The organism is Enterobacter soli ATCC BAA-2102, assembly GCF_001654845.1.
GTDB lineage: Bacteria > Pseudomonadota > Gammaproteobacteria > Enterobacterales > Enterobacteriaceae > Enterobacter > Enterobacter soli.
Genome location: NZ_LXES01000009.1, coordinates 116,046 through 136,502, shown reverse-complemented (window position 1 = coordinate 136,502; position 20,457 = coordinate 116,046). Strand labels below are relative to the sequence as shown.

The 20,457-nt window shown below is 51.0% G+C and carries 29 protein-coding genes; 17 read left to right on the top strand and 12 right to left on the bottom strand.

Annotated features, from left to right (window positions below; all coding sequences use genetic code 11):
* Nucleotides 1–23 precede the first annotated feature (23 nt).
* The gene (locus M987_RS24995) at nt 24–320 is read right to left on the bottom strand and encodes a YlcI/YnfO family protein (protein ID WP_014072029.1); all 297 of its coding nucleotides are present in this window, start codon (nt 318–320) and stop codon (nt 24–26) included.
* Here M987_RS24995 and M987_RS25205 point away from each other — a divergent pair.
* The 6 genes from M987_RS25205 (at nt 205) to M987_RS03370 (ending at nt 3,319) form a co-directional block, all read left to right on the top strand.
* Nucleotides 205–726: a host cell division inhibitor Icd-like protein gene (locus M987_RS25205; RefSeq protein WP_342626511.1), complete on the top strand. Its 522-nt coding sequence runs from the start codon at nt 205–207 to the stop codon at nt 724–726. The genes M987_RS24995 and M987_RS25205 overlap by 116 nt on opposite strands.
* On the top strand, nt 719–904 hold the full coding sequence (locus tag M987_RS03390) for a hypothetical protein (protein WP_014072027.1): 186 nt from the start codon (nt 719–721) through the stop codon (nt 902–904). Before M987_RS25205 ends, M987_RS03390 begins: the two co-directional genes overlap by 8 nt.
* Entirely contained in the window at nt 897–1,118 is a 222-nt protein-coding gene (locus tag M987_RS03385) for a hypothetical protein (protein WP_006178882.1), read from the top strand. Before M987_RS03390 ends, M987_RS03385 begins: the two co-directional genes overlap by 8 nt.
* A complete protein-coding gene (locus tag M987_RS03380) occupies nt 1,115–1,483 on the top strand; it encodes a hypothetical protein (RefSeq protein ID WP_014072026.1) in 369 nt (122 codons plus the stop codon). The genes M987_RS03385 and M987_RS03380 overlap by 4 nt, the downstream gene beginning before the upstream one ends.
* Nucleotides 1,480–2,844: a helicase RepA family protein gene (locus tag M987_RS03375; protein WP_014072025.1), complete on the top strand. Its 1,365-nt coding sequence runs from the start codon at nt 1,480–1,482 to the stop codon at nt 2,842–2,844. Before M987_RS03380 ends, M987_RS03375 begins: the two co-directional genes overlap by 4 nt.
* Before the next feature lie 214 nt (nt 2,845–3,058).
* Complete coding sequence (locus M987_RS03370) at nt 3,059–3,319, top strand: hypothetical protein (RefSeq protein WP_014072024.1); 261 nt, start codon at nt 3,059–3,061, stop codon at nt 3,317–3,319.
* Nucleotides 3,320–3,353: 34 nt separating this feature from the next.
* On the opposite strand, the gene M987_RS03365 is transcribed toward M987_RS03370, so the two are convergent.
* Both M987_RS03365 and M987_RS03360 read right to left on the bottom strand, forming a co-directional pair.
* Nucleotides 3,354–3,863 (bottom strand): hypothetical protein, encoded by a 510-nt coding sequence (locus M987_RS03365; protein WP_014072023.1) that lies wholly within the window; start codon nt 3,861–3,863, stop codon nt 3,354–3,356.
* Between the two features lie 77 nt (nt 3,864–3,940).
* Nucleotides 3,941–4,681, bottom strand: a complete 741-nt coding sequence (locus tag M987_RS03360; RefSeq protein ID WP_014072022.1) for a hypothetical protein — start codon at nt 4,679–4,681, stop codon at nt 3,941–3,943.
* 245 nt (nt 4,682–4,926) lie between these two features.
* Between M987_RS03360 and M987_RS03355 the strand changes: the two genes are divergently transcribed.
* The 11 genes from M987_RS03355 (at nt 4,927) to M987_RS03310 (ending at nt 12,243) form a co-directional block, all read left to right on the top strand.
* On the top strand, nt 4,927–6,093 hold the full coding sequence (locus tag M987_RS03355; RefSeq protein ID WP_014072021.1) for a phage major capsid protein: 1,167 nt from the start codon (nt 4,927–4,929) through the stop codon (nt 6,091–6,093).
* Between the two features lie 51 nt (nt 6,094–6,144).
* On the top strand, nt 6,145–6,705 hold the full coding sequence (locus M987_RS03350) for an HK97 family phage prohead protease (protein ID WP_000848270.1): 561 nt from the start codon (nt 6,145–6,147) through the stop codon (nt 6,703–6,705).
* 1 nt (nt 6,706) lies between these two features.
* The gene (locus tag M987_RS03345) at nt 6,707–7,942 is read left to right on the top strand and encodes a phage portal protein (protein WP_014072020.1); all 1,236 of its coding nucleotides are present in this window, start codon (nt 6,707–6,709) and stop codon (nt 7,940–7,942) included.
* Nucleotides 7,939–8,277, top strand: a complete 339-nt coding sequence (locus M987_RS03340; protein ID WP_014072019.1) for a phage head closure protein — start codon at nt 7,939–7,941, stop codon at nt 8,275–8,277. Before M987_RS03345 ends, M987_RS03340 begins: the two co-directional genes overlap by 4 nt.
* Entirely contained in the window at nt 8,270–8,563 is a 294-nt protein-coding gene (locus M987_RS03335; protein ID WP_001549740.1) for a head-tail connector protein, read from the top strand. Before M987_RS03340 ends, M987_RS03335 begins: the two co-directional genes overlap by 8 nt.
* Nucleotides 8,563–9,006: an HNH endonuclease signature motif containing protein gene (locus tag M987_RS03330; RefSeq protein WP_014072018.1), complete on the top strand. Its 444-nt coding sequence runs from the start codon at nt 8,563–8,565 to the stop codon at nt 9,004–9,006. The genes M987_RS03335 and M987_RS03330 overlap by 1 nt, the downstream gene beginning before the upstream one ends.
* Nucleotides 8,999–9,151 (top strand): hypothetical protein, encoded by a 153-nt coding sequence (locus M987_RS24985; RefSeq protein WP_014072017.1) that lies wholly within the window; start codon nt 8,999–9,001, stop codon nt 9,149–9,151. The genes M987_RS03330 and M987_RS24985 overlap by 8 nt, the downstream gene beginning before the upstream one ends.
* A 130-nt stretch (nt 9,152–9,281) precedes the next feature.
* Nucleotides 9,282–9,638 (top strand): phage terminase small subunit P27 family, encoded by a 357-nt coding sequence (locus M987_RS03325; RefSeq protein WP_000113647.1) that lies wholly within the window; start codon nt 9,282–9,284, stop codon nt 9,636–9,638.
* Nucleotides 9,622–11,283 carry a terminase large subunit gene (locus M987_RS03320; RefSeq protein WP_014072015.1) on the top strand — a complete coding sequence of 554 codons (1,662 nt, stop codon included), beginning with the start codon at nt 9,622–9,624 and terminating at the stop codon, nt 11,281–11,283. The genes M987_RS03325 and M987_RS03320 overlap by 17 nt, the downstream gene beginning before the upstream one ends.
* 13 nt (nt 11,284–11,296) lie before the next feature.
* Nucleotides 11,297–11,896, top strand: a complete 600-nt coding sequence (locus M987_RS03315; protein ID WP_014072014.1) for a tail assembly protein — start codon at nt 11,297–11,299, stop codon at nt 11,894–11,896.
* Nucleotides 11,893–12,243: a hypothetical protein gene (locus tag M987_RS03310; protein ID WP_014072013.1), complete on the top strand. Its 351-nt coding sequence runs from the start codon at nt 11,893–11,895 to the stop codon at nt 12,241–12,243. Before M987_RS03315 ends, M987_RS03310 begins: the two co-directional genes overlap by 4 nt.
* Before the next feature lie 452 nt (nt 12,244–12,695).
* On the opposite strand, the gene M987_RS03305 is transcribed toward M987_RS03310, so the two are convergent.
* From M987_RS03305 to accC, 9 genes are all read right to left on the bottom strand, one after another.
* The gene (locus tag M987_RS03305; protein WP_014072012.1) at nt 12,696–12,950 is read right to left on the bottom strand and encodes a hypothetical protein; all 255 of its coding nucleotides are present in this window, start codon (nt 12,948–12,950) and stop codon (nt 12,696–12,698) included.
* A gap of 39 nt (nt 12,951–12,989) precedes the next feature.
* A complete protein-coding gene (locus M987_RS03300; RefSeq protein ID WP_014072011.1) occupies nt 12,990–13,754 on the bottom strand; it encodes an abortive infection family protein in 765 nt (254 codons plus the stop codon).
* Nucleotides 13,755–13,922: 168 nt separating this feature from the next.
* Nucleotides 13,923–14,219, bottom strand: a complete 297-nt coding sequence (gene fis / locus M987_RS03295) for a DNA-binding transcriptional regulator Fis (RefSeq protein WP_000462905.1) — start codon at nt 14,217–14,219, stop codon at nt 13,923–13,925.
* A 23-nt stretch (nt 14,220–14,242) separates the two neighbouring features.
* A complete protein-coding gene (gene dusB / locus M987_RS03290) occupies nt 14,243–15,208 on the bottom strand; it encodes a tRNA dihydrouridine synthase DusB (RefSeq protein ID WP_014072010.1) in 966 nt (321 codons plus the stop codon).
* 330 nt (nt 15,209–15,538) lie between these two features.
* Nucleotides 15,539–16,279, bottom strand: a complete 741-nt coding sequence (locus M987_RS03285) for a carbonic anhydrase (RefSeq protein WP_014072009.1) — start codon at nt 16,277–16,279, stop codon at nt 15,539–15,541.
* A gap of 137 nt (nt 16,280–16,416) precedes the next feature.
* The gene (gene prmA, locus M987_RS03280; protein ID WP_014072008.1) at nt 16,417–17,298 is read right to left on the bottom strand and encodes a 50S ribosomal protein L11 methyltransferase; all 882 of its coding nucleotides are present in this window, start codon (nt 17,296–17,298) and stop codon (nt 16,417–16,419) included.
* 11 nt (nt 17,299–17,309) lie between these two features.
* Nucleotides 17,310–18,761: a sodium/pantothenate symporter gene (gene panF, locus M987_RS03275; RefSeq protein ID WP_014072007.1), complete on the bottom strand. Its 1,452-nt coding sequence runs from the start codon at nt 18,759–18,761 to the stop codon at nt 17,310–17,312.
* Nucleotides 18,751–18,993, bottom strand: coding sequence for a YhdT family protein (locus M987_RS03270; RefSeq protein ID WP_014072006.1), 243 nt, complete (start codon nt 18,991–18,993; stop codon nt 18,751–18,753). The genes panF and M987_RS03270 overlap by 11 nt, the downstream gene beginning before the upstream one ends.
* Nucleotides 18,994–19,101: 108 nt before the next feature.
* Nucleotides 19,102–20,451 carry an acetyl-CoA carboxylase biotin carboxylase subunit gene (gene accC / locus M987_RS03265; protein WP_014072005.1) on the bottom strand — a complete coding sequence of 450 codons (1,350 nt, stop codon included), beginning with the start codon at nt 20,449–20,451 and terminating at the stop codon, nt 19,102–19,104.
* Nucleotides 20,452–20,457 lie beyond the last annotated feature (6 nt).

Below are 20,457 nucleotides of genomic sequence, written 5' to 3'. Positions count from 1 at the left end.
ATCGGGTATCACTCCTTGTCTGCTTACTTGGCCTTCCTGCGCTGGAGTTCGTCACGAACAACGCTGATAAGTTGTCCGATCTCTTCGGAGGCTTTGACTCCAATCTTTTCTACCTGCGCTAGCGTATCGAGGGAAGAAACAAGGATATTTTCCCCGTTTCCTTCTGCTTGGCGTCGGGCGATCTCCCCGCGCATGGCGGCTACGATGAACGCTGCATTGCTTTCGTCGTTCCGTTTGACGGACTCCATTCCCTCTATGACATCGTGTGGGATGCGGGCGGTTAATGATTGTGACTTCGTGTTTTTGGGGCCTGTAGCCATCTGCAATCCTCCGTATGCTGGTGTAAGACAATATACACAGAATCAGTCTTACACAAAAGCATTGACATGTAAGCCACCTAAAAATAAAGTTACTTACACCTTGATTGATAATCAGGGTACAGAAAAGACGAAGCCCGCTGGCGCTACCAACACCAACGGGCCTCTAACCAAACCGTTATCTGAGGTAACAGCTATGGCTTTCAAGAAGTCTACCCAAACTCGCCCGGAATTTACATGGAGATTTCTCTCCGCTTCTGAGCGCTACCCTACCGCCAAACCATTGGTGATCTACGTCAACGCATCCAGCGAACAGGAAGCCCGCAACACTATGCCGGGTGTAAACCTCATTTTTGCTGCACGTCTGCCATTCCATGCCTTTCAGGCTATGGAGGTACGCCATGCGTGAATTAACCAATAAAAGTGCGTCAATAGCCTGTGAACTGGCTGCATTGTTGATGGTTGTCGAAGAGTGCGACGTTGATCAGGTTGAGCGTGAAAACCTTATCAGCCTGGCCAGACGAGTATCGGATCAACTGGCGGCAAGCATGATAGAGCAGAATTCAAAGGGGGCGATCAATGGATAACCTTTATACCTACAAGAGCGATCAGGACTTATTGACCACTGCTCAAGAGGTTTCGGCTCTTCTTTCGTGTGCGGCTTTTGTAGCTATAGCGAACGATGAAAAGAAGCGCATCCACCTGATGGCTTTAATGGATATTGCATCGCGCTTGGCTGATGATCTGGCTAACGCTTTGGATAAGTCATTCGTCCTTCCAGCTGAAGGGGAACGCAAATGATCAGTAACGTGAAATTCAACGAGCTGGCTAACCGCGTTGATCTGCTGGTTGAAAAGATTTTGCATCTTGAGGCACAGGTTAAGTCACTCACCGATAGTCAGGGAGGAGAAATCCCTCCGGGTATGACGCCAGTAGCAACACTGGCCGCTGAATACGGTATCTCAACCAAAAAGGCTGAGGAGTTGGCGAAAAACACAGGGGTGATGCTGGTTAAGCTGAAATCTGGCGGGTTCGTTGCGCCTGATGAAAAGTTCAGGGAAGCGGCTCGGCTGGTGTTGCGCAGTGCTAAGCGCAAATATGGCTCTGCGTACTGGTTCCATCCTCTGATCGGCAAATTCCAGATGAGCGGGGGCATACCAAAATGACGGTACAACTGACAGCTGTAGAAACTGTATCTGATGCCTTGTTCACCTGTTCGTATCTGTGGGCGCATGGCAAGCAGTACAGTCGCAGCGATTTGGATAAAGCCCTCCACCAGCATAAGGACCCCACTACCCGTTACGGAAAGCTGGTGGCTCGCCTTAACCAGATAGCAGCAATGCCGTATGAGGAGCTTTGTGATGCCGGGTATCTCGATACGGACCGCAAACAAATGATTACCGCACGGCGTTCAGTGCTGGTGGAAGAGATAGGCGAAGGGGAAATGAATGCCATGCTGTCTGACGTGCAGCGCATTCACCGCGTCTTCCCTGATGCTGGTGCAAAGTTCAGGACAAAGCTGCCTCTCTCTCGCGGTTCTGAGGGATTTGATATCCGTCAGGACTATATCCTTAAACACTTTCTGCCAGCGCAATCACTGTGCAGCATTTACGGTCCCAGCGGTTCGTATAAGAGTTTTCTCGCTGTATCGTGGGCCTGTCACATCGCTGCGGGTCTTCCATGGGCGGGGAAGAAGGTCACTCCCGGCGCGGTGTTGTATGTAGTTGGTGAGGGTGGTGTAGGTGTTCCAAGACGTATACGGGCATGGGAACAGGTGCATGGCATACAGGCAGACAACCTCTGGTTAGTCAATCGTCCTGTGTTTCCTGTGCGCGAATCGGAGGTAACGGAAGTGCTTCTGGCTGCCAGGCAGATTGAAGCCGAATGTGGTGTACCGGTTCGCATGGTGGTGATCGATACGCTGGCCCGTTGTTTTGGTGGTAACGACGAGAACGACGCTCGTGATATGGGGGCGTTTATTGAGGGGTGTGACGTTATCAAACAGAAAACGGGTGCAACGGTGCTGGTAGTACACCACTCCGGCAAAGATGAGGGGAAGGGGGCTCGTGGTTCCAGTGCTTTCCGCGCCGCGCTTGATACCGAGTTTAATGTTAAGCGTGAAGGAGATGGAAAGGCGCTTATTCTGACCTGCACCAAGATGAAAGATGCTGAGGAGCCAGAGCGTAAGGCGTATGACCTGAGAACGGCAGAGCTTTATACCGATGAAGATGGTGAGCTGGTTTGCTCTCTGGTGGTGCACGATCAGCCGAGAGAGGCTAAAGAGGTTGAGCCTGAACTGGCCCATGTCTCCCGTCTTAGCGATAACCACCATGCACTATGGCAGGCAGTTCGCAGCCGAACAGCTAAGGGGGAGCCATGCACTATCTCCGTCATTAAAGACGATCTGCGTGCATCACTGGGGGCAGATAAAGTGAGAAAGTCATTCCCGCGCTGGCTGGACAAGCTTGAGAGTGAGCAAATTATTCGCATCGAGGGTGAGAACCTTTACCCGGTAACGATTGAGTAAATGCGGCGGGAAATGCGGCATGTGCGGCATTTAGTATGTTTTATGACCAAATGCCGCACTTAGTCCCTGTATACACGCGCTAAGTGCGGCATTTCACTAAAACCCCCGTCATTACTGGGTTTGCGTAATTTTTTGAGAAAACAGGTGCGGCGCTAGGTGCGGCATTGCTAAACGCGGCACTAAATGCGGCAAGTTAGACAAACGAGGAGAATGTATGCCTATTACGGTTCAGGAAATAAAAGAGTATTACGATCAGTTTGGGCTTCATGACCTGAGCTCAATGCCTACCTCCGATTACCGTCAGGCTCTATCAAATGGCGGTCTGTTGTGGATAGACCATCATGATTTTATTCGTAGCACTTTATCAGATGAAATTCTTGCAACAAACAGAGAGCAGGTTGATGCTTTGATTGAACACCTGCGGGCCTTTCGAGAAAGAATGCCAATACCTCCAAAATGGATGAGTGATAAATGATTTATTTGGCCTGGTTCTTTGCCAGGCCATTTATTCAAAGCAAAGCTAATAATGCTGAGGCTCCAGCACCAACGAGACTAGCTACAGTGCTATTATTTAATAAATCTTTAAGTAAAGATTTTGCTTGAGGATCTTGTGATTGAGACACCTTTTCAACAAGTTCAGTGATACTTATATTTACAATAAGATGGTTACGTTCACCGATTTGAACTTGTGTGCCTGATACGCTACCAATGTTGAACGTGTTTTGGCTGGATGGTTTGGGCTTGTGCTCATTGGCAGTTAAATTTTCAACCTTTAATGTAAGCATGTGTGGGTGATTAGTGCCAACATTAAGCGTGCCTCCTGGTAAGAATGACATATCCAGTACTTTTAAGGATATTTCACCCTTTCCAAGCTTTTGAGTTATTTCATCTCCAATACTGATGTCTGGCTCCTCAGTGTAAGGAATTAGTACCTTTTTTTCAGTTGAATTTCTGCGCCCTTTGTATTCAGTTCCTGCGATTGTGAATTTTTCAGGGTATGCCATAGCGTCAAAATCCATCATGTTACTCCTTTTGGTAGCTGTGTTTATGTTGCTTAATGCTTAATGCTTAATGCTTAATGCTTAATAAGCAATAGTCATGGCTGGGATTTAAAGATAGATATTAGAAAATCATATTTTTCTTTGCTCAGTAAGTTCTTTGACATAATGCTCTTCAGAAGTATTTTTGAGAGGGTGATAACTTCATCTTCACCTGAAGAAGCGATCATTGTGAAGAACTCACTTAGTTCTTGAGTGTTAATGTTATTACTTGTACCAAATTGCACATATTTGCTATTTACAGTATCTATATTGAATATGTTATGATTTGGCAGTGGTTTTTTCAGTTTTTCTATTTCAGCGTATTCTTTAATCTTCCGGGACATGTTCTCAATGTAACCGCTGACATCTTTCTTTTCTGGGAAGGAAAATCCATCTCCTCTTAAGATTTTATCTGTCTCGGCCATTTCATGGTAAAGCCTGCGAACCATTACAAGTAATAGGAGTTTTGCTTCTTCAATGGGTTCCTCTATTGAAAATTGGCATTCAATTGCCAAGGCTGAGGTCTGCTCTAATACATTCACTGAGTAATTTTCAATGTAAGGGCCGATAAAGCCGCTCCAAAAAACATCAACAGGAGACCCTTTAAATGCCACACCTTGATAGCAGATTTCTGTTCCATCATATGCAGTAACTTTCATAGGCGGTCCCGCATTGAAAAATCGCCATCTATGAATTAGCTTGGTTAGTTTTTCATCAATGTCTTGAACGGATTTATAGGTTCTTTTGTACAACGGGGATGGATGTAAGCCCGGAACGGCAAGAATCTCTTTTGTCATGTGAATCCCCATCATTTTGACCATTGCTTTTTGTAAATTATTTGTGCGTTAACTTTCAAGGATGTTCGGAGTAAAAATACCTTATTTACATCGATAATTTGATCCATATCTTAAAGAGTGGCACTCAGACGTGAGCCGCCACTGGCCGTCAGGTTTTTTGCCCTTCAGACAGGCTCCTTTACTGACGGCCTCTCCTCCAAGCGCTGGTTTCACGTCTCAACGTTAATTGTTACGGAAACCACTCCATGAAGAAATTACTCGAATTACGCCAGCAGAAAACCGCACTCAAAACCCAGATGCGCTCCATGCTGGACAAAGCCGACACCGAAAAGCGCAGCCTGAACGAAGAAGAGGGCAAAAAGTTCGATGAACTACGCGCCCAGGCTGATGCCCTCGAAGTTGAGATCACCCGTCTTGAAGCCGTCGCCGACGATCAGCGCAATCTGCCTGGCACTTCCGTTGAAGGTGAGCCAGTAAGCAACGACGAGCTACGCCACTACATCATGACCGGTGATACCCGCTCTCTCTCCACGCTGGTGCAGGCTGACGGCGGCTATACCGTTATCCCTGAGCTGGACAAAGAGATTATGCGCCAGTTGCAGGATGATAGCGTGATGCGCTCCATCGCAACGGTGAAGACCACCAAAACCAACGAATACCAGAAGCTGGTATCTGTAGGCGGCACTACCGTTAATCGCGGCACCGAAGGTGAATCACGTACCGAAACCAGCACGCCGAAGATGGAGCGTGTTGATATCAAACTCAACCCGATCTACGCCTACCCGAAAACCACCCAGGAGATTCTCGACTTCTCCGAGGTGGATATTCTGGGCTGGCTGTCTTCTGAAATCGCTGACACCTTCACCGCTACCGAAGAAAGTGACTTTGTGAACGGCGACGGTGATAAAAAATCCAAAGGGTTCCTGTCTTACCCTCGCGCGGCCACTGCTGATAAAACCCGTCCGTTCGGCACGCTGGAGAAGATGGAAGCCGCTGACGTTTCCTCTGATGGTCTGATTGACCTGCTGTATAAGCTGAAAGCCAAATACCGCAAAAATGCCGTATGGGTGATGAACTCCAACACCGCCGCCAAACTGCAAAAGCTGAAAAACGGCAACGGAGATTACATCTGGCGCGATCGTCTGGTTGCCGGTTCTCCCGATACGCTGCTGGGCCGTCCTGTTCAGTATCTGGAAACCATGCCGGATGCGGATGCGGGTAAAGCGTTCCTTGCGGTTGGCGACTTCAAACGCGGCTATTTCATCGTGGATCACACCACTGGCGTGCGTACCCGTCCTGACAACATCACCGAACCGGGTTTCTACAAGGTGCATACCGATAAATACCTGGGCGGCGGCGTGGTGGACTCCAACGCCATCAAGGTGCTTGAGCTTTCCGGCTCCGGTTCCTGATTTGACGTTTAAGGGGCTTCGGCCCCTTTTTGCCCTCTGTGGAGTCCAGTAATGAAAACAATCGATTTTGAAATCCGTACCTCCGAAGTGAGCGCCAGCAACAAAAAGCTGGTGGGCTATGCCGTGCGCTGGAACAGTCTCTCAGAAATTATCTGGGACGAGTTCCGTGAGCAGTTTGCGCCGGGCGCATTTAAAGACAGCCTGGCATCCGGTAGCGATGTGCGTGCGCTGTACGAGCATAACTATACCCAGCTGCTGGGCCGCACTAAATCCGGCACGCTGGTGCTGTCCGAAGACGATACCGGGCTGCGCTTCGAGCTGACCCCGCCGAATACCCAGCTTGGCAACGATGTGCTGGAGCTGGTGGAGCGCGGGGATATCTCCGGCATGAGCTTTGGTTTCCGGGCGCTGAAAGAGGCGTGGGATATCGGCCAGTCCCCATACTTGCGCACTGTTACCGCTGCCGAACTGCGGGAGATTACCGTTACCTCTATGCCAGCTTATCCTGAGTCTGGCGTGGAAATCGCGCACCGTTCGCTTTTCTCCCAACATCCTGAACTGCGCCGCGCTGGCGATAACCGTCGCCGCTGGGCTGAATTAGCGGGGCTTTGATATGTGGAATATCTGGCCGTTTGGCCGTAAGTATGAACCCTCCGAACAGCGCAGTATGACCATTGATGAGTGGCTGGCGATGGCAGGGATTCCAAATACCGGATCAGGCGAGTATGTGTCTGCGGGTACAGCGGAATCTCTGCCGGCGGTCATGAACGCCATATCAGTTATCAGTGAGGCGGTAGCAACAATGCCCTGCTATCTCTACCGCGTCCGTAATGATAATGGTCGTGAGGCGCGAGAATGGCTGAGCAATCACCCAGTGGATTTTCTCCTGAATGAGCAGCCGAACGACTGCCAGACGCCTTACCAGTTTAAACGCACAATGATGCGCCACTGTCTGCTTAACGGTAACGCCTATGCGGTGATCCAATGGGGCCGTGATGGTCAGCCTCAATCCCTGCACCCTTATGCCCCGGGGGCGGTTGTTCCTGAGCGTATCGGCCAGCATAAGTACAAATACACCGTTACTGAGCCGTTTGCCGGGGCTGTGCGCACCTATCTACAGGAAGAGATTCTGCACTTGCGTTACTCCACCGATGATGGCTTTCTGGGGCGTTCGCCTATCACCGTCTGCCGTGAGGCGCTGGGGTTAGGTCTGGCACAGCAGCGCCACGGTGCCAGCATTATGAAAGATGGCATGATGGCGGCTGGCGTGGTGGTCACTAAAGAGTGGCTCGATAGCGTGAAGGGCAAACAGGCGATGGATGCACTGGATCGCTACAAGGGCGCCAGAAATGCCGGTAAAACACCGATCCTTGAAGGTGGCATGGACTACAAGCAGCTTGGCATGAGCAATCAGGATGCCGAATGGCTAGCCTCCCGTCGCTTCACCATTGAAGACATTGCCCGCATGTTCAACGTGTCGCCCATCTTCTTGCAGGAATACAGCAACAGCACCTACAGCAATTTCAGCGAAGCGAGCCGCGCATTTCTCACTATGACAATGCGTCCGTGGCTGGCGAACTTCGAACAACAAATCAAATCTGCGCTGCTGGTGGCCTCTCCGGTTCCGGGAACCCGCTATCAGGTGGAGTTTGATTCTGCTGACCTTCTCCGCGCCACGCCAACCGAACGTTACGCTACTTATGAGCGCGGTATTAAGAACGGGATCATGAACCCGAACGAAGCCCGTGAACGTGAGGGGATGCCGCCGCGTGAAGGTGGTGACGAATTTAGCCAGGCATGGAAGCAGGAAGTAAAGATCAGCAAGGACAACAAGGAAGGTGATGAATGAGAGCCGGAAAGATGAAGCGCCGCATCACCTTCCAGAAGTCAGAATCTCATCGGGATCAGATGGGGCAGGTTATTTACGTATGGTCTGACCTTGCCACCGTTTGGGCTGAAATTCGTGCTATCAGTGGGCGTGAGCGCATGTCTTCCGGGGCGCTTTACTCCGAAGCCACTGTGCGAATCTGGACGCGCTACCGCGACGATATCACCACCGCAAACCGCATTCTGTATCGCTCGCCAAACGTCCGGGGGCAGGTTTATGGCATCGTGGCCGTCATTCCTGATGTGGATCACACCCGGCTTGAGCTGCTGTGCAAGGGAGGCATTTTCAATGAGTGAGTTAATCGGTCTGGAAGAAGCAAAGCTGCATTGCCGTATTGATGATGATTACGAAGATACGCTGATACAGGCGTACATCGAAGCTGCGCTGGAGGTCTGCCAGAAGCATATCGGCAAGCGATTTGATAACGGTCTGGAGTTCACCCCTGCTATCAAGATCGGCTGTCTGATGTACGTTTCTCAGTTGTACGAGTACCGCACGATGATCGGTGACACCGACGCCAAAGAGATACCGATGGCTGTCTCTGCGTTGTGGTCTGTCTACCGAGATGTGGGGGTGTACTGATGCCGTGGCAACCACTACGCCGGTGCACAGAGCCGGGATGCAATAAACGGGTGAAGTCTGGCAAGTGTGACGAGCATAAGCGAGAAGCGTGGCGGGCAGAGGATGCCAGACGCGGCCACCGTCGCGCCCGTGGTTATTCAGCCTCATGGGAGAAGTACCGCGCTCAGTACCTTAAGCGCTATCCGCTGTGCGTTGAGTGTCAGAAGCTGGGCCTCTACGTTCCTGCAAAGATTGTCGATCACATCATCCCTATCAACGGCGGTGATGATGTTCTGTTCTGGCCTGAGTGGAATCATCAGCCGTTATGCCAGGCTCATCATAACCAGAAGACCACACAGCAAGACCCAACCACCAAAGCGAAGCGAAAAGCAGGGCTGTACCGTGAGCAGGAAGATCGTGCAGCCCATCGCAATGACTGGATGCATGAGGCTGACAATGACTGAGCAGGAACAGCAGCGGCTGATTAGTGGGCTGATAAAGCAGCGCGAGGCATGGCAACCAGCTAGACAGAGAGCGCACACGAAGCCCGTAGCAAAGCGCATGAGCCAGCGTGACCGGGAGCTTATGGAATGCTTCCGCAACCGATGACAGGCGGCATGGGCGGGGTGGGGGAGGTTTTAAAGACAAACCCCCTGCTGCAAGGCACCGCCTGCCCCCTCAAATTTTTACGCACGGTGATTTTTTTGAAAATAAAACGCGATGGAAACGAGAAATTTTTATGGCAAGACCACCAAAACCGCCCGCTTACCTTGATGAGTTAGCCGCGCAGCAGTGGAAGGCGAAGGCAAAGCAACTGGCCGAACGCGGGGATCTGACTCCCGCCGACTGGAACAACCTTGAGCTTTTTTGCGTTAACTATTCGATGTACCGCAAAGCAGTGGAAGACCTTGCCAGCCGCGGATTCAGCATTGTTAACAGCCAGGGCGGCGAGAGCCGTAATCCGGCGCTTAGCGCAAAGGCCGACGCTGAAAAAATCATGATTAAAATGTCGTCGCTGCTGGGCTTTGATCCGGTAAGCCGCCGCCGTAATCCGGTAGAAACGGAAGAGGAGGACGAGCTTGACCGTCTGGAATGATTACGCAAACGCCATTAAATCCGGTGAAATTCCGGCCTGTAAGCGCGTAAAACAGGCCGTTGAAAGGTACTTTTCAGACCTGAATGACCCCCGTTATGAGTTCGATACGGCGACCGTGGAGCGGTTTATTGCTTTCTCCCGGCTCTGTCCACACGTCAAAGGTCCGCTGCGCGGCCAGCCTATAGAGCTGGAGCCGTGGCAACAGTTCGCCTTTGCTAATCTGCTGGGCTTTAGGAACAGCGAGTCAGGGCGCCGGAAGTACAGCAGCGCATTTATTGAGGTGCCGCGTAAGAACGCAAAATCAACCGTGGCCGCCATGCTGGCTAACTGGTTTCTGGTGATGGAGAAGGGCCAGCAGGATATCTACACGGCGGCGGTGAGTCGTGATCAGGCCCGAATCGTATTCGACGATGCCCGCCAGATGTGCCTGCTGTCAAAACCGCTGAAAAAGCGTGTCAATATCCAGGCACATAAGGTCATTTTCCCGAAAAGCAACAGCCTGTTAAAGCCTCTGGCGGCGAAAGCGGCCACCATTGAGGGGACTAACCCCAGCCTGGCGATTGTCGATGAATACCACCTTCACCCGGATAATGGTGTTTATTCCGCGCTTGAGCTGGGTATGGGCGCACGTCCGGAGGCGATTTTATTCGCTATTACGACCGCCGGGAGTAACGTTGTCTCTGCCTGTAAGCAGCATTATGACTACTGCTGCCAGATTCTGGCCGGGGAAGAGAGCAACGATTCGCTGTTTGTCCTGATCTACGAACTGGACGACGAAAGCGAGGTTGAGCTGCCTGAAATGTGGATCAAGGCTAACCCTAATCTGCATGTGTCCGTTGATGCGGCGAAACTGGAATCCACTATCCAGAAAGCGCGGGGCATACCGTCGCAGTGGGTCGAAATGCTGACCAAGCGTTTCAATATCTGGTGCCAGGGCTCCACGCCGTGGATGGGGGCCGGGGCATGGGATGCCTGTGCGCTCGACTATACCGAAGAAGACCTTGCCGGGATGGAGTGCTACGCCGGGTTTGACCTGTCCTCTACCAGCGACATCACCAGCGTAAGCTACGCGTTCCCGTTCGACAGGGAGATCAGACTCCTTACCCGTCATTATCTGCCGGAAGCACAGCTGCTTAACGTCGCCAACAAAAACCGCGCCATCTACCGCCAGTGGGTAAAAGCGGGCTGGATACGCACCACGCCCGGCGACTGCATCGACTATGACCGCATCCGTGACGATATTCTGCGCGATGCTGAAACCTTCAATATCCGGCTGGTGGGTTTCGATACGTGGAACGCCACGCACCTGCGCACCCAGCTACAGGGGGCGGGGCTTGATGTGGAGCCGTTCCCGCAAACCTATCTCAAATTCAGTCCGGTGGCGAAATCCTTTGAGGTGTTCGTTAATCGCAGAGTGGTTCGCCACCGTGGCGATCCGGTTCTGGCCTGGGCGATTGGGAACGTGGTGATGGAGTCTGACGCCAACGCCAACATTAAGCCCAACAAGAAGAAATCCTCTAACAAGATAGACCCGGCGGTATCCGCGCTAATGGCGTTCGGAACCTTCCAGGCTGAGCACGAGGATTTTGCTTTCGACATGAGCGACAGCCACAAACAACGGCTGGCGACATTTAACGGTATCTGACTGGAGTAGAACGATGAATACAGCTAACAATGAAACACTTGCTACCATCCGTATGTTTGGCCCGCTAGGTAAGACCTTCGGTAAAACTCACCAGCGCCTTGTAAGGACTACGCATGAAGCTTTTCGGGCTCTGGCCGTAACAATTCCCGGATTCGAAAAATACATGAATACAAGTAGAGCTCGCGGTTTAACGTATGCGATTTATGTCGGGAAAAAGAACATTGGGGCAGATGACCTGGAATTTCCGAACAATGGACGCGAGATTCATATCGTTCCGGTGGTAATTGGAAGTAAAAAAGCAGGGATGTTACAAACTATTCTCGGCGCGGTACTAGTGGCTGCCTCGATCTGGATGCCTGGTATTGGAATTGCTGCAAGTAATATGATGTTTGCTGCTGGTACTGCGATGACTGTAGGAGGAGTAGCCCAACTTCTTTCCCCTCAGGCTACGGGGCTTGCAAGCAAACAAAGTGCTGATAATAAGGCCTCATACGCGTTTGGAGGCGTAACTAACACTGCTGCGCAAGGCTATCCGGTGCCATTGCTTTACGGTAAACGCCGTATCGGGGGAGCAATCATATCGGCGGGTATCTACGTGGAGGATCAGCTTTGACAAATCAGATGCTACTCTGGCCGGAAGGTGAGGTATTTACCCGAGAGGTATTAATACCAACGAAATACGAGCCATTGCCGGTGGAGGTAACTTACATTGTTCCTCCTTTCGATAAGGTTGTGGAAACATGGCAGAACAGGGACCCGGCGAAGGCCTACGCTCTTTTTAGACAGTTCATTGTTGACTGGGATCAGCAGGACAAACTTACCGACGAAATACTTATGTGTTTTCTGACAGCTTACCCTGGTACAGATCAAGCTATTTTTGCGGGTTGGTGTGAGCGTATGAAGGCGCATCTTGAGAAAAATCAAGAGTCATTTATCCATTCGCCAAACACTATTAATTAAGCCTGCATATCCGTTATACGGTTGGATTCAAACATAAAGAAGGGGATGAAGTGAGAAAGATATTTTCCTTGTTTGTCGCATCGATTTTACTGGCTGGTTGTTCAGTAGACACTATTACTAGCAAACCCCCAATTTTCACTGGTAAAAGCCCAAAAAATCCAGCTGCGGTAGTTCGCTGCTTGGCACCCAAGATGTCAGATTTGAACCCATCGGCAACAACAATGGAGACTGAAACGGGCTACAGAATAGTGGTATCAGTTTCTGATGTAGGTGCTTCAGTTGTTGCCCTGGTGGATGCTGACGGTGAGGGCTCAGAGGTCAGAATGCACGCATTTACAGCCGGATATGGAAACCCATGGGGTAAAATGGCTATGGCCTGTCTTTAGTTATGGCTTCGCCCGTGAGTTTAAAATTTTTAATTAATATTGCGGGCTGATCGAGCCCGCATTTTATTACAGTTTGTTGTACATTTTTGCTGCGAAATCATGAACTGCCTGAGGAATATCCGAAGGGGTGCCTAACATCGTTGGCGCATCGGATACAAAGAACATTATTGCATCTTTGATTTCTTCGAAAGTAGGTGTAGGGGATAGGCGCTTGAGGTTTGACACCGCACGTTTAAATTCAGCCGCATCCATCGGATGGGGGCTAAACCAAGTTGGTCGGTCGGCCCAACATTTCACTGCTTTTTTTACCTCAATGTTCATTTGTAACTCCTTGAATTTTTTTGCCATGTGAAATGAAAATTAATCAGAGTCCTTTCTATGTTGCCAGGTACTTATCAAAAAGAGCGCCATGGAGCCAGAGAGATTCACTGCGAGTTCAGCGTGACGCGGAGAGGGTTTAACGGCCGCTCTGTTCTTACCATGGGCATCTCCCAAACGGTTACGGAGAGTACCAAGTCCGTTCACAACAGCGGAACACCCGCCTAATATTTGCTTAAAAATACTTTCTGAATGCTGATCGCTAGAAAGATTTAACTCTTTGGAAACGAGCTTGTAGAGTTCAGACATCTCAATATTTTTATTGTTATAGGGGACGTTCATATCATCCAAGATGTGCTTACAGACTGTTTCTAGCAACGTTCTGGCCGAAGTTATTGCTCCGTCTGGATCTGTTAGTCTGCGCTCTAGAGCTTTTGTCCAAACAGCATGGACCCCGTCAGTATCAAAAGATTTGAAAGCATCCGTAATTACTTCATCTGCTGGGGCTCGGTTCTTGCCTTCTATGAAGTCGAGCAAAGGGGTGAATTCGGCCCAGATGTAGGTACGGCGCTCAGCATATGAGGGGAATTTGCTTTTGATAAATTGCCAGAACTGATCGAGAGATCTGCTTTTACGCACAAAGCTGGGCACTAATGACTTATAGAGCGGATTATCAAGAAAGTAATTTCTCAACTCTGCATAATCATCAGCAGGCGTTGTGCCGTTCGTTGCAGTGCTAATCATGATTAACTGGAGATGTTCTGCTTTCTCGCTATCGTCCAGCAGTTCTTCCATTACCGAAGCCATAAAATCCCTCTGATATTGTACGTTGATTTCTGATATTCAACATCAAGGTTTAATGTGGTTCAAGGATGTTCAGCGGCCTGTGCAGTCAGTGGTGCAGTCAGTTAAATAAAAAAGGCGCTTCCCCATGCCGAAGAGCGCCTTTTTAAACAAGCATTTAACTGACTAGTATCAGTTCATGCCGTATTTTTTCAGTTTCTTACGCAGAGTACCACGGTTGATACCCATCATCAGCGCAGCGCGGGTTTGGTTACCGCGGGTGTATTGCATCACCATGTCCAACAGTGGCTGTTCAACTTCAGCCAATACCAGCTCATACAGGTCATTAACATCCTGACCGTTCAGTTGAGCAAAATAGTTCTTCAGTGCCTGTTTAACCGAGTCACGCAGGGGCTTTTGAGTTACCTGATCCTGAGAGTTAACGGTGGAAACGGTCAGTACGTCAGAATTTACGCGTTGTTCGAACATAGTTCTGTCAGCTCTTTATTTCATTACGCAAGATTTTCGAAGTATGCCTCCAACGCCTCCAGCTGTACGCTGGCATCCTCTATGGCGTTGAATGTGCGCCGAAACTGGTCATTCGGAGCGTGCTCCTGGAGATACCAGGAGACGTGTTTACGCGCAATTCGGTACCCTTTTGCCTGACCATAAAAGTCATGCAATTCCCGAACATGCGAACAAAGCAAGCGCTTAATCTCTGCCAGAGGCAGTGGAGCAAGCAGCTCTCCAGTGTCCAGATAATGCTGGATTTCCCGAAAGATCCAGGGTCTTCCCTGAGCGGCACGTCCTATCATCAGAGCATCAGCTCCCGTATAGTCGAGCACAGCTCTGGCTTTAAGCGGGTCAGTTATGTCGCCATTCGCGATAATCGGAATGGAAACTTTCTGCTTAACTGCCCGAATGCTGTCGTATTCAGCTTCACCGTTGAACAAACAGGCGCGAGTGCGTCCATGAATGGTCAGGGCCTGAATGCCACAGTCTTCGGCCAGTTGGGCAATCTCTACACAGTTACGGTGATCCGGCGACCAACCCGTGCGAATCTTCAACGTAACAGGAACGTCCACCGCGCTGACAACCGCCTCCAGGATTGACTTCACCTGGTCGGGGTATTGCAGAAGGGCTGAACCTGCAAGCTTGCGATTCACCTTTTTGGCCGGGCAACCCATATTGATATCAATAATCTGGGCGCCACTTTCCACGTTAATACGCGCGGCATCTGCCATCTCTTCAGGCACGCTTCCGGCAATTTGCACGGTACGAATACCTGGTTCATCTATGTGCACCATCCGCAGGCGGGACTTATCGCTTTCCCACACTTGCGGGTTAGACGACATCATCTCGGAAACGGTTAAACCTGCTCCCATCTCATAGCACAGCGTCCTGAACGGCCGGTCGGTAATACCTGCCATAGGGGCTGCGATCAGGCGATTTCTGAGCTGGTGGTGTCCGATGCGCATGAGTTAAGAAATGACCATACTGTGACTGCAAGGCGGCGTATATTACGCATTTTTTGCACGAGATGAAAGGCCAAACTTTGAACAATCCACTGTTGTAGATCAATGAATCGCCGCTCAGGGCCAGCGGTGAAAATTATTCACTATTTAAATCATTATGTTATGCGATAACGGTTATTTTATCGTCTCTTACAATTTCCCGTAACTTCTCATCATTTCTGAATAAAGGTATCACTTAAGCGGGATAATCTGCTGTTTTTTGCAGCGGATTATCCCGGTTCTATGCGATCTGCGTCGCAATTTAGAACATGATCTTAGCGCAAAAAATGCACGTTATTCGACAACGACGCGTCCATGAAGTGACTGTACCGGGCGGTTATTATCGTGATGCATGGTATGGGTGAATTTTGCCAGTTGCGCGGCAGAAAGGGTGAGTGGTTGCTGAAGAACAATCCAGGTCACACCTTCGGAGCACGGCGGAGTGGTCAGAGAACCGCTAAAGCGCCAGTAGGTTTTATTTTTTGGCAGAAGCTTATTGAGATCAAGATCCTGCTTGATGGCGACGCTCTGCCCGGCTTGCTCGGGCATTACGCTCCACAGTTTTTCAAGCTCAGGAGCTGCGGCACCCTTATCGAACATCACCGCAACCACGACCAGCTCGCCATCGCTATTTTTATGTACCAAATGCATTTCCATCGCGTATTTTTTGCCGTGAATGGTGTTTTCACTCGGTGCGTGGAAATGGAATTGCTGTAGCGTCCAGGATTGCTTGTCGAGGGTGATGGTGTCGCGAGTTTCTGCTTTTTCAGTTGCCTGGATGGTATGGCCGTTATTTGTCAGGGTCACAGGGCCATCGGTGTAGTGTGTTTGCAGCGGGGAGAGATGCGCTTTGGCAGTTGAATCAATATTGACAGGTGATTGATTCATCCCGCTTTGGCAGGTCTTGTACGCGTCATCCAGTTCACCCCAGTGTTCCGGTGCGCCTTCTCCCTGGTAGCTCCAGTGCGATGCATAAGCAGAAGCCGAGATAATGCTCAGCGCGAACAGCGCTGCCTTGCCAGTTAAGTGAGTCATAATATTCTTCCGGTGAATTTTTGTAATTCAACCATATATTAACAATATGATTGATGGGGTTATTTTACCGAAGAACATCTGGCGGCGAGAGAAAAATTCGGGGAAGGCAGGCGTGGTCAGATGACCACGCCAAAAGCTTATTTTTTACGGCCGGTAATACGACACCACTCTTCTTTCTCAACCACAGGGTCGAGCGCAAAGAGATCGGCATAGGCTTCGCAAACGCTGTCTGCCTGGCTTGCCAGGATACCAGAAAGGCCCAGCAGACCCCCCTCAACGGGCAGCACGCTGATTAACGGGGCCAGTTCGCGTAACGGGCCAGCCAGGATGTTAGCGACCACTACATCGGCTTTCATGACCTCTGGCTGGGCGTCTGGCAGATACAGTTCCAGACGATCGGATACGCCATTGCGTTCGGCGTTATCACGGCTGGCCTGAATCGCCTGCGGATCGATATCGATCCCGATGGCTTTTTTCGCGCCCAGTTTCAGTGCGGCAATCGCGAGGATCCCGGATCCGCAGCCGAAATCGATCACTGTTTTGCCTTCCAGATCCAGTCCATCCAGCCATTGCAGGCACAGTGACGTTGTCGGGTGTGTACCCGTACCAAACGCCAGACCCGGATCAAGCATCACGTTGACCGCGTTTTCATCCGGCACATCGCGCCAGCTTGGGCAGATCCAAAGACGTTTGCCGAACTGCATCGGGTGGAAATTATCCATCCACTCGCGTTCCCAGTCTTTGTCTTCCAGCTGTTCAATTTTATGCACAAAGCCAACACCCAGCAGCGGGTGGTTTTCCAGGGTCGCGACCACCTCTTTCATGTCGGTTTCTGCGTCGAACAGGCCGATAACGTCGGTGTCGCCCCACAGGCGTGTTTCGCCAGGCAGCGGCTCAAACACCGGGGTGTCATGCGTGTCCTGGAAGGTGATGGAAACCGAACCGGCTTCCATCAGCGCATCGCTCAGCTCTTCGGCGTTAGCGCCGGTTGTGTTCAGTTTTAGTTGGATCCACGGCATGGCAAAACTCTTTATTTATCAGTAGAAATTACGGCAGCCTGTGGCACGGGTTGGCCAAAACGGTTACCCACCACAAACGCCAGCAAACTTAACAGTAGCGAAGGCACAATCGGATGGAAGCCCAGATACTGAATTTTAAATGTCGCCAGGACGGCATACAGCACGCCACCGACAATCATGCCGCTTAAGGCACCAGCGGCATTTGCCCGCTCCCAGTACAGCCCCAGAACCAGTGGCCACAGGAACACGGCTTCCAGCCCGCCAAACGCAAGCAGGTTGAGCCAGATGATCATCTCTGGCGGACGCCATGCGGCTAACATCATCAGGATGCCAAGCACCAGCGTGGTCCAGGTGGAGATGCGTTTCAGCTTGTGCTCATTATGCATTTTAGCCGGACGCGCGCTGAGCCACAGATCTTTGATGATCGTGGCCGAAGCCTGCAAGAGGTGTGCGTTAACGTTAGACATAATTGCTGCCATTGGCGCCGCAAGGAACAGCCCGGCAGCCCACGGCGGCAGAACCTGCACCATCAGCGTTGGGATCACCTGATCCGGCACGGTAAGGTGTGGCAATACCGCGCGCCCCAGTGCGCCTGCCAGGTGCATTCCCAGCATCAGCAACGCCACTACAACCGTTCCAATGACAATGCCGCGGTGAACGGCCTTACTGTCTTTATAAGAGATACAACGTACTGCGGTATGCGGCAGACCAATGACACCAAAACAGACCAGAACCCAGAATGAGGTCATAAAGGCAGGCGTGAGGATGTCGTCAGCACCGTGCGGGCTGACCAATTTAGGATCGATCTGTTCAAGCGTTTGAACCGCATTGTGCAAACCACCGGCAGCGTAAATCACCCCGACCAGCAGCACCAGTGTACCAATCAGCATCACCATGCCCTGCATGGTGTCGTTCAGCACGCTGGCGCGGAAACCGCCAAATGCCGTGTACAGCGCAATGGTGATACCAAAGAAAAGTAACCCGGTTTCGTAGTTAATCCCGGCGGCGGTTTCCAGCAGACGAGCACCGCCAATAAACTGCACGGCAATCGCACCCACGAAGGCGACAATCAGGCTGACGCTGGCAATCCATACTACCGCGCGGCTCTGGTAACGCGCAAAGAGCATATCGTTAAGCGTAATGGCGTTATAGCGACGGGCGAGGATGGCAAACTTTTTGCCCAATATACCCAGTGAAAGCCAGATAGTCGGCACCTGAATCATGGCCAGCAATACCCAGCCCAGACCGTATTTATACGCTGCACCCGGCCCACCGATAAAGGAGCTGGCGCTGACGTAGGTAGCAGTCAGGGTCATGGCAAGAACAAATCCGCCCATTGAGCGGCTACCGAGGAAATACTCGCTCAGGAAAGAGCCGGTGCTGCGTTTACGCATAGCCCAGGCCGAAAGGCCAAACACGACGATTAAATAGATGACCAGTACGGTGATGATTTCACTTTGCATCTTTATCCTCCAGTGAGAAATCGCTGAAGATAAAGCGCACCATTAGCCAACTGAGCAGAATAAATACCAACGGTACCAGCAGGCAGGCCATTTCAAACCAATGCGGCAAGCCGGTGATGCCAATAGCGGAATCAGGTAAGTTAGCAGTTACTAACCATGCAGCAAGATAGAGAAGGGTCAGCCACAGCGCCCAGCGCGCTTCTTTATGGGCCTGAACAAAACGCGTGTCCATTTTTTGTCCCTTGTGGATGAAGAAAGCGGGGATTGTACATGATGGGGCTTTCTGATCCCCAGAAATAAAAAAGGCCGGAAAGTCCGGCCTTTTAGCGTCGATACAGTCTTACTTCTCGTGCATACCGAGTTTTTTCTCCAGATAGTGGATGTTAGTTCCACCATTCTGGAAGTGCTCGTCACTCATGATACGCATCTGCAGGTCAACGTTGGTTTTGATACCATCGATGATCAGTTCTTGCAGGGCGTTCTTCATGCGGGCAATTGCCACGTCACGGTTTTCGCCGTAGCAAATCAGCTTACCGATCATTGAGTCATAGTACGGCGGTACGGTGTAGCCGGCGTAGATATGAGACTCCCAACGCACACCAAAGCCACCCGGCGCGTGGAAACGCGTGATTTTACCCGGGCTTGGCAGGAAGGTATTCGGGTCTTCGGCGTTGATACGGCATTCTACCGCATGGCCTTTCACCATAACTTCTTCCTGCTTGATGGACAGAGGCTGACCAGCAGCAATGCGCAGCTGCTCTTTGATCAGGTCAACGCCGGTGATCATTTCGGTAACCGGGTGTTCTACCTGAATACGGGTGTTCATTTCGATGAAATAGAACTCGCCGTTTTCGAACAGGAACTCAAAGGTACCTGCACCGCGATAGCCGATATCCACACAGGCTTTAGAGCAACGCTCGCCGATGTAGCGACGCAGTTCCGGGGTAATGCCCGGTGCTGGTGCTTCTTCAACAACTTTCTGGTGACGACGCTGCATAGAGCAGTCACGTTCTGCCAGATAGATAGCGTTACCCTGACCGTCTGCCAGCACCTGAATTTCGATGTGGCGTGGGTTTTCCAGGTATTTTTCCATGTACACCATGTCATTGCTGAAAGCCGCTTTCGCTTCAGCTTTGGTCATGGAGATGGACTGCGCCAGTTCGGTGTCGCTGCGCACAACGCGCATCCCGCGACCGCCGCCACCGCCGGACGCCTTGATAATAACCGGGTAGCCAATGCGTTTAGCATGAGCACGGTTAGCATCCATGTCGTCGGTCAGAGGGCCGTCAGAACCTGGAACGGTTGGAACACCGGCTTTTTTCATCGCCGTGATTGCAGACACTTTGTCACCCATCAGGCGAATGGTGTCGGCTTTCGGGCCGATGAAGATAAAGCCAGAGCGTTCAACCTGCTCAGCAAAGTTGGCGTTCTCAGAGAGGAAGCCATAACCCGGATGAATTGCCACCGCGCCGGTGATTTCAGCGGCGCTGATGATAGCCGGGATGTTCAGATAGCTTTTTACGGACGGAGCCGGGCCGATACAGACCGTCTCATCCGCCAGCAATACGTGTTTTAAATCGCGATCCGCGCTTGAGTGCACAGCGACAGTCTTGATGCCCAGTTCTTTACAGGCACGAAGAATACGCAGAGCAATCTCGCCGCGGTTGGCGATAACAATTTTATCCAGCATGTGCGC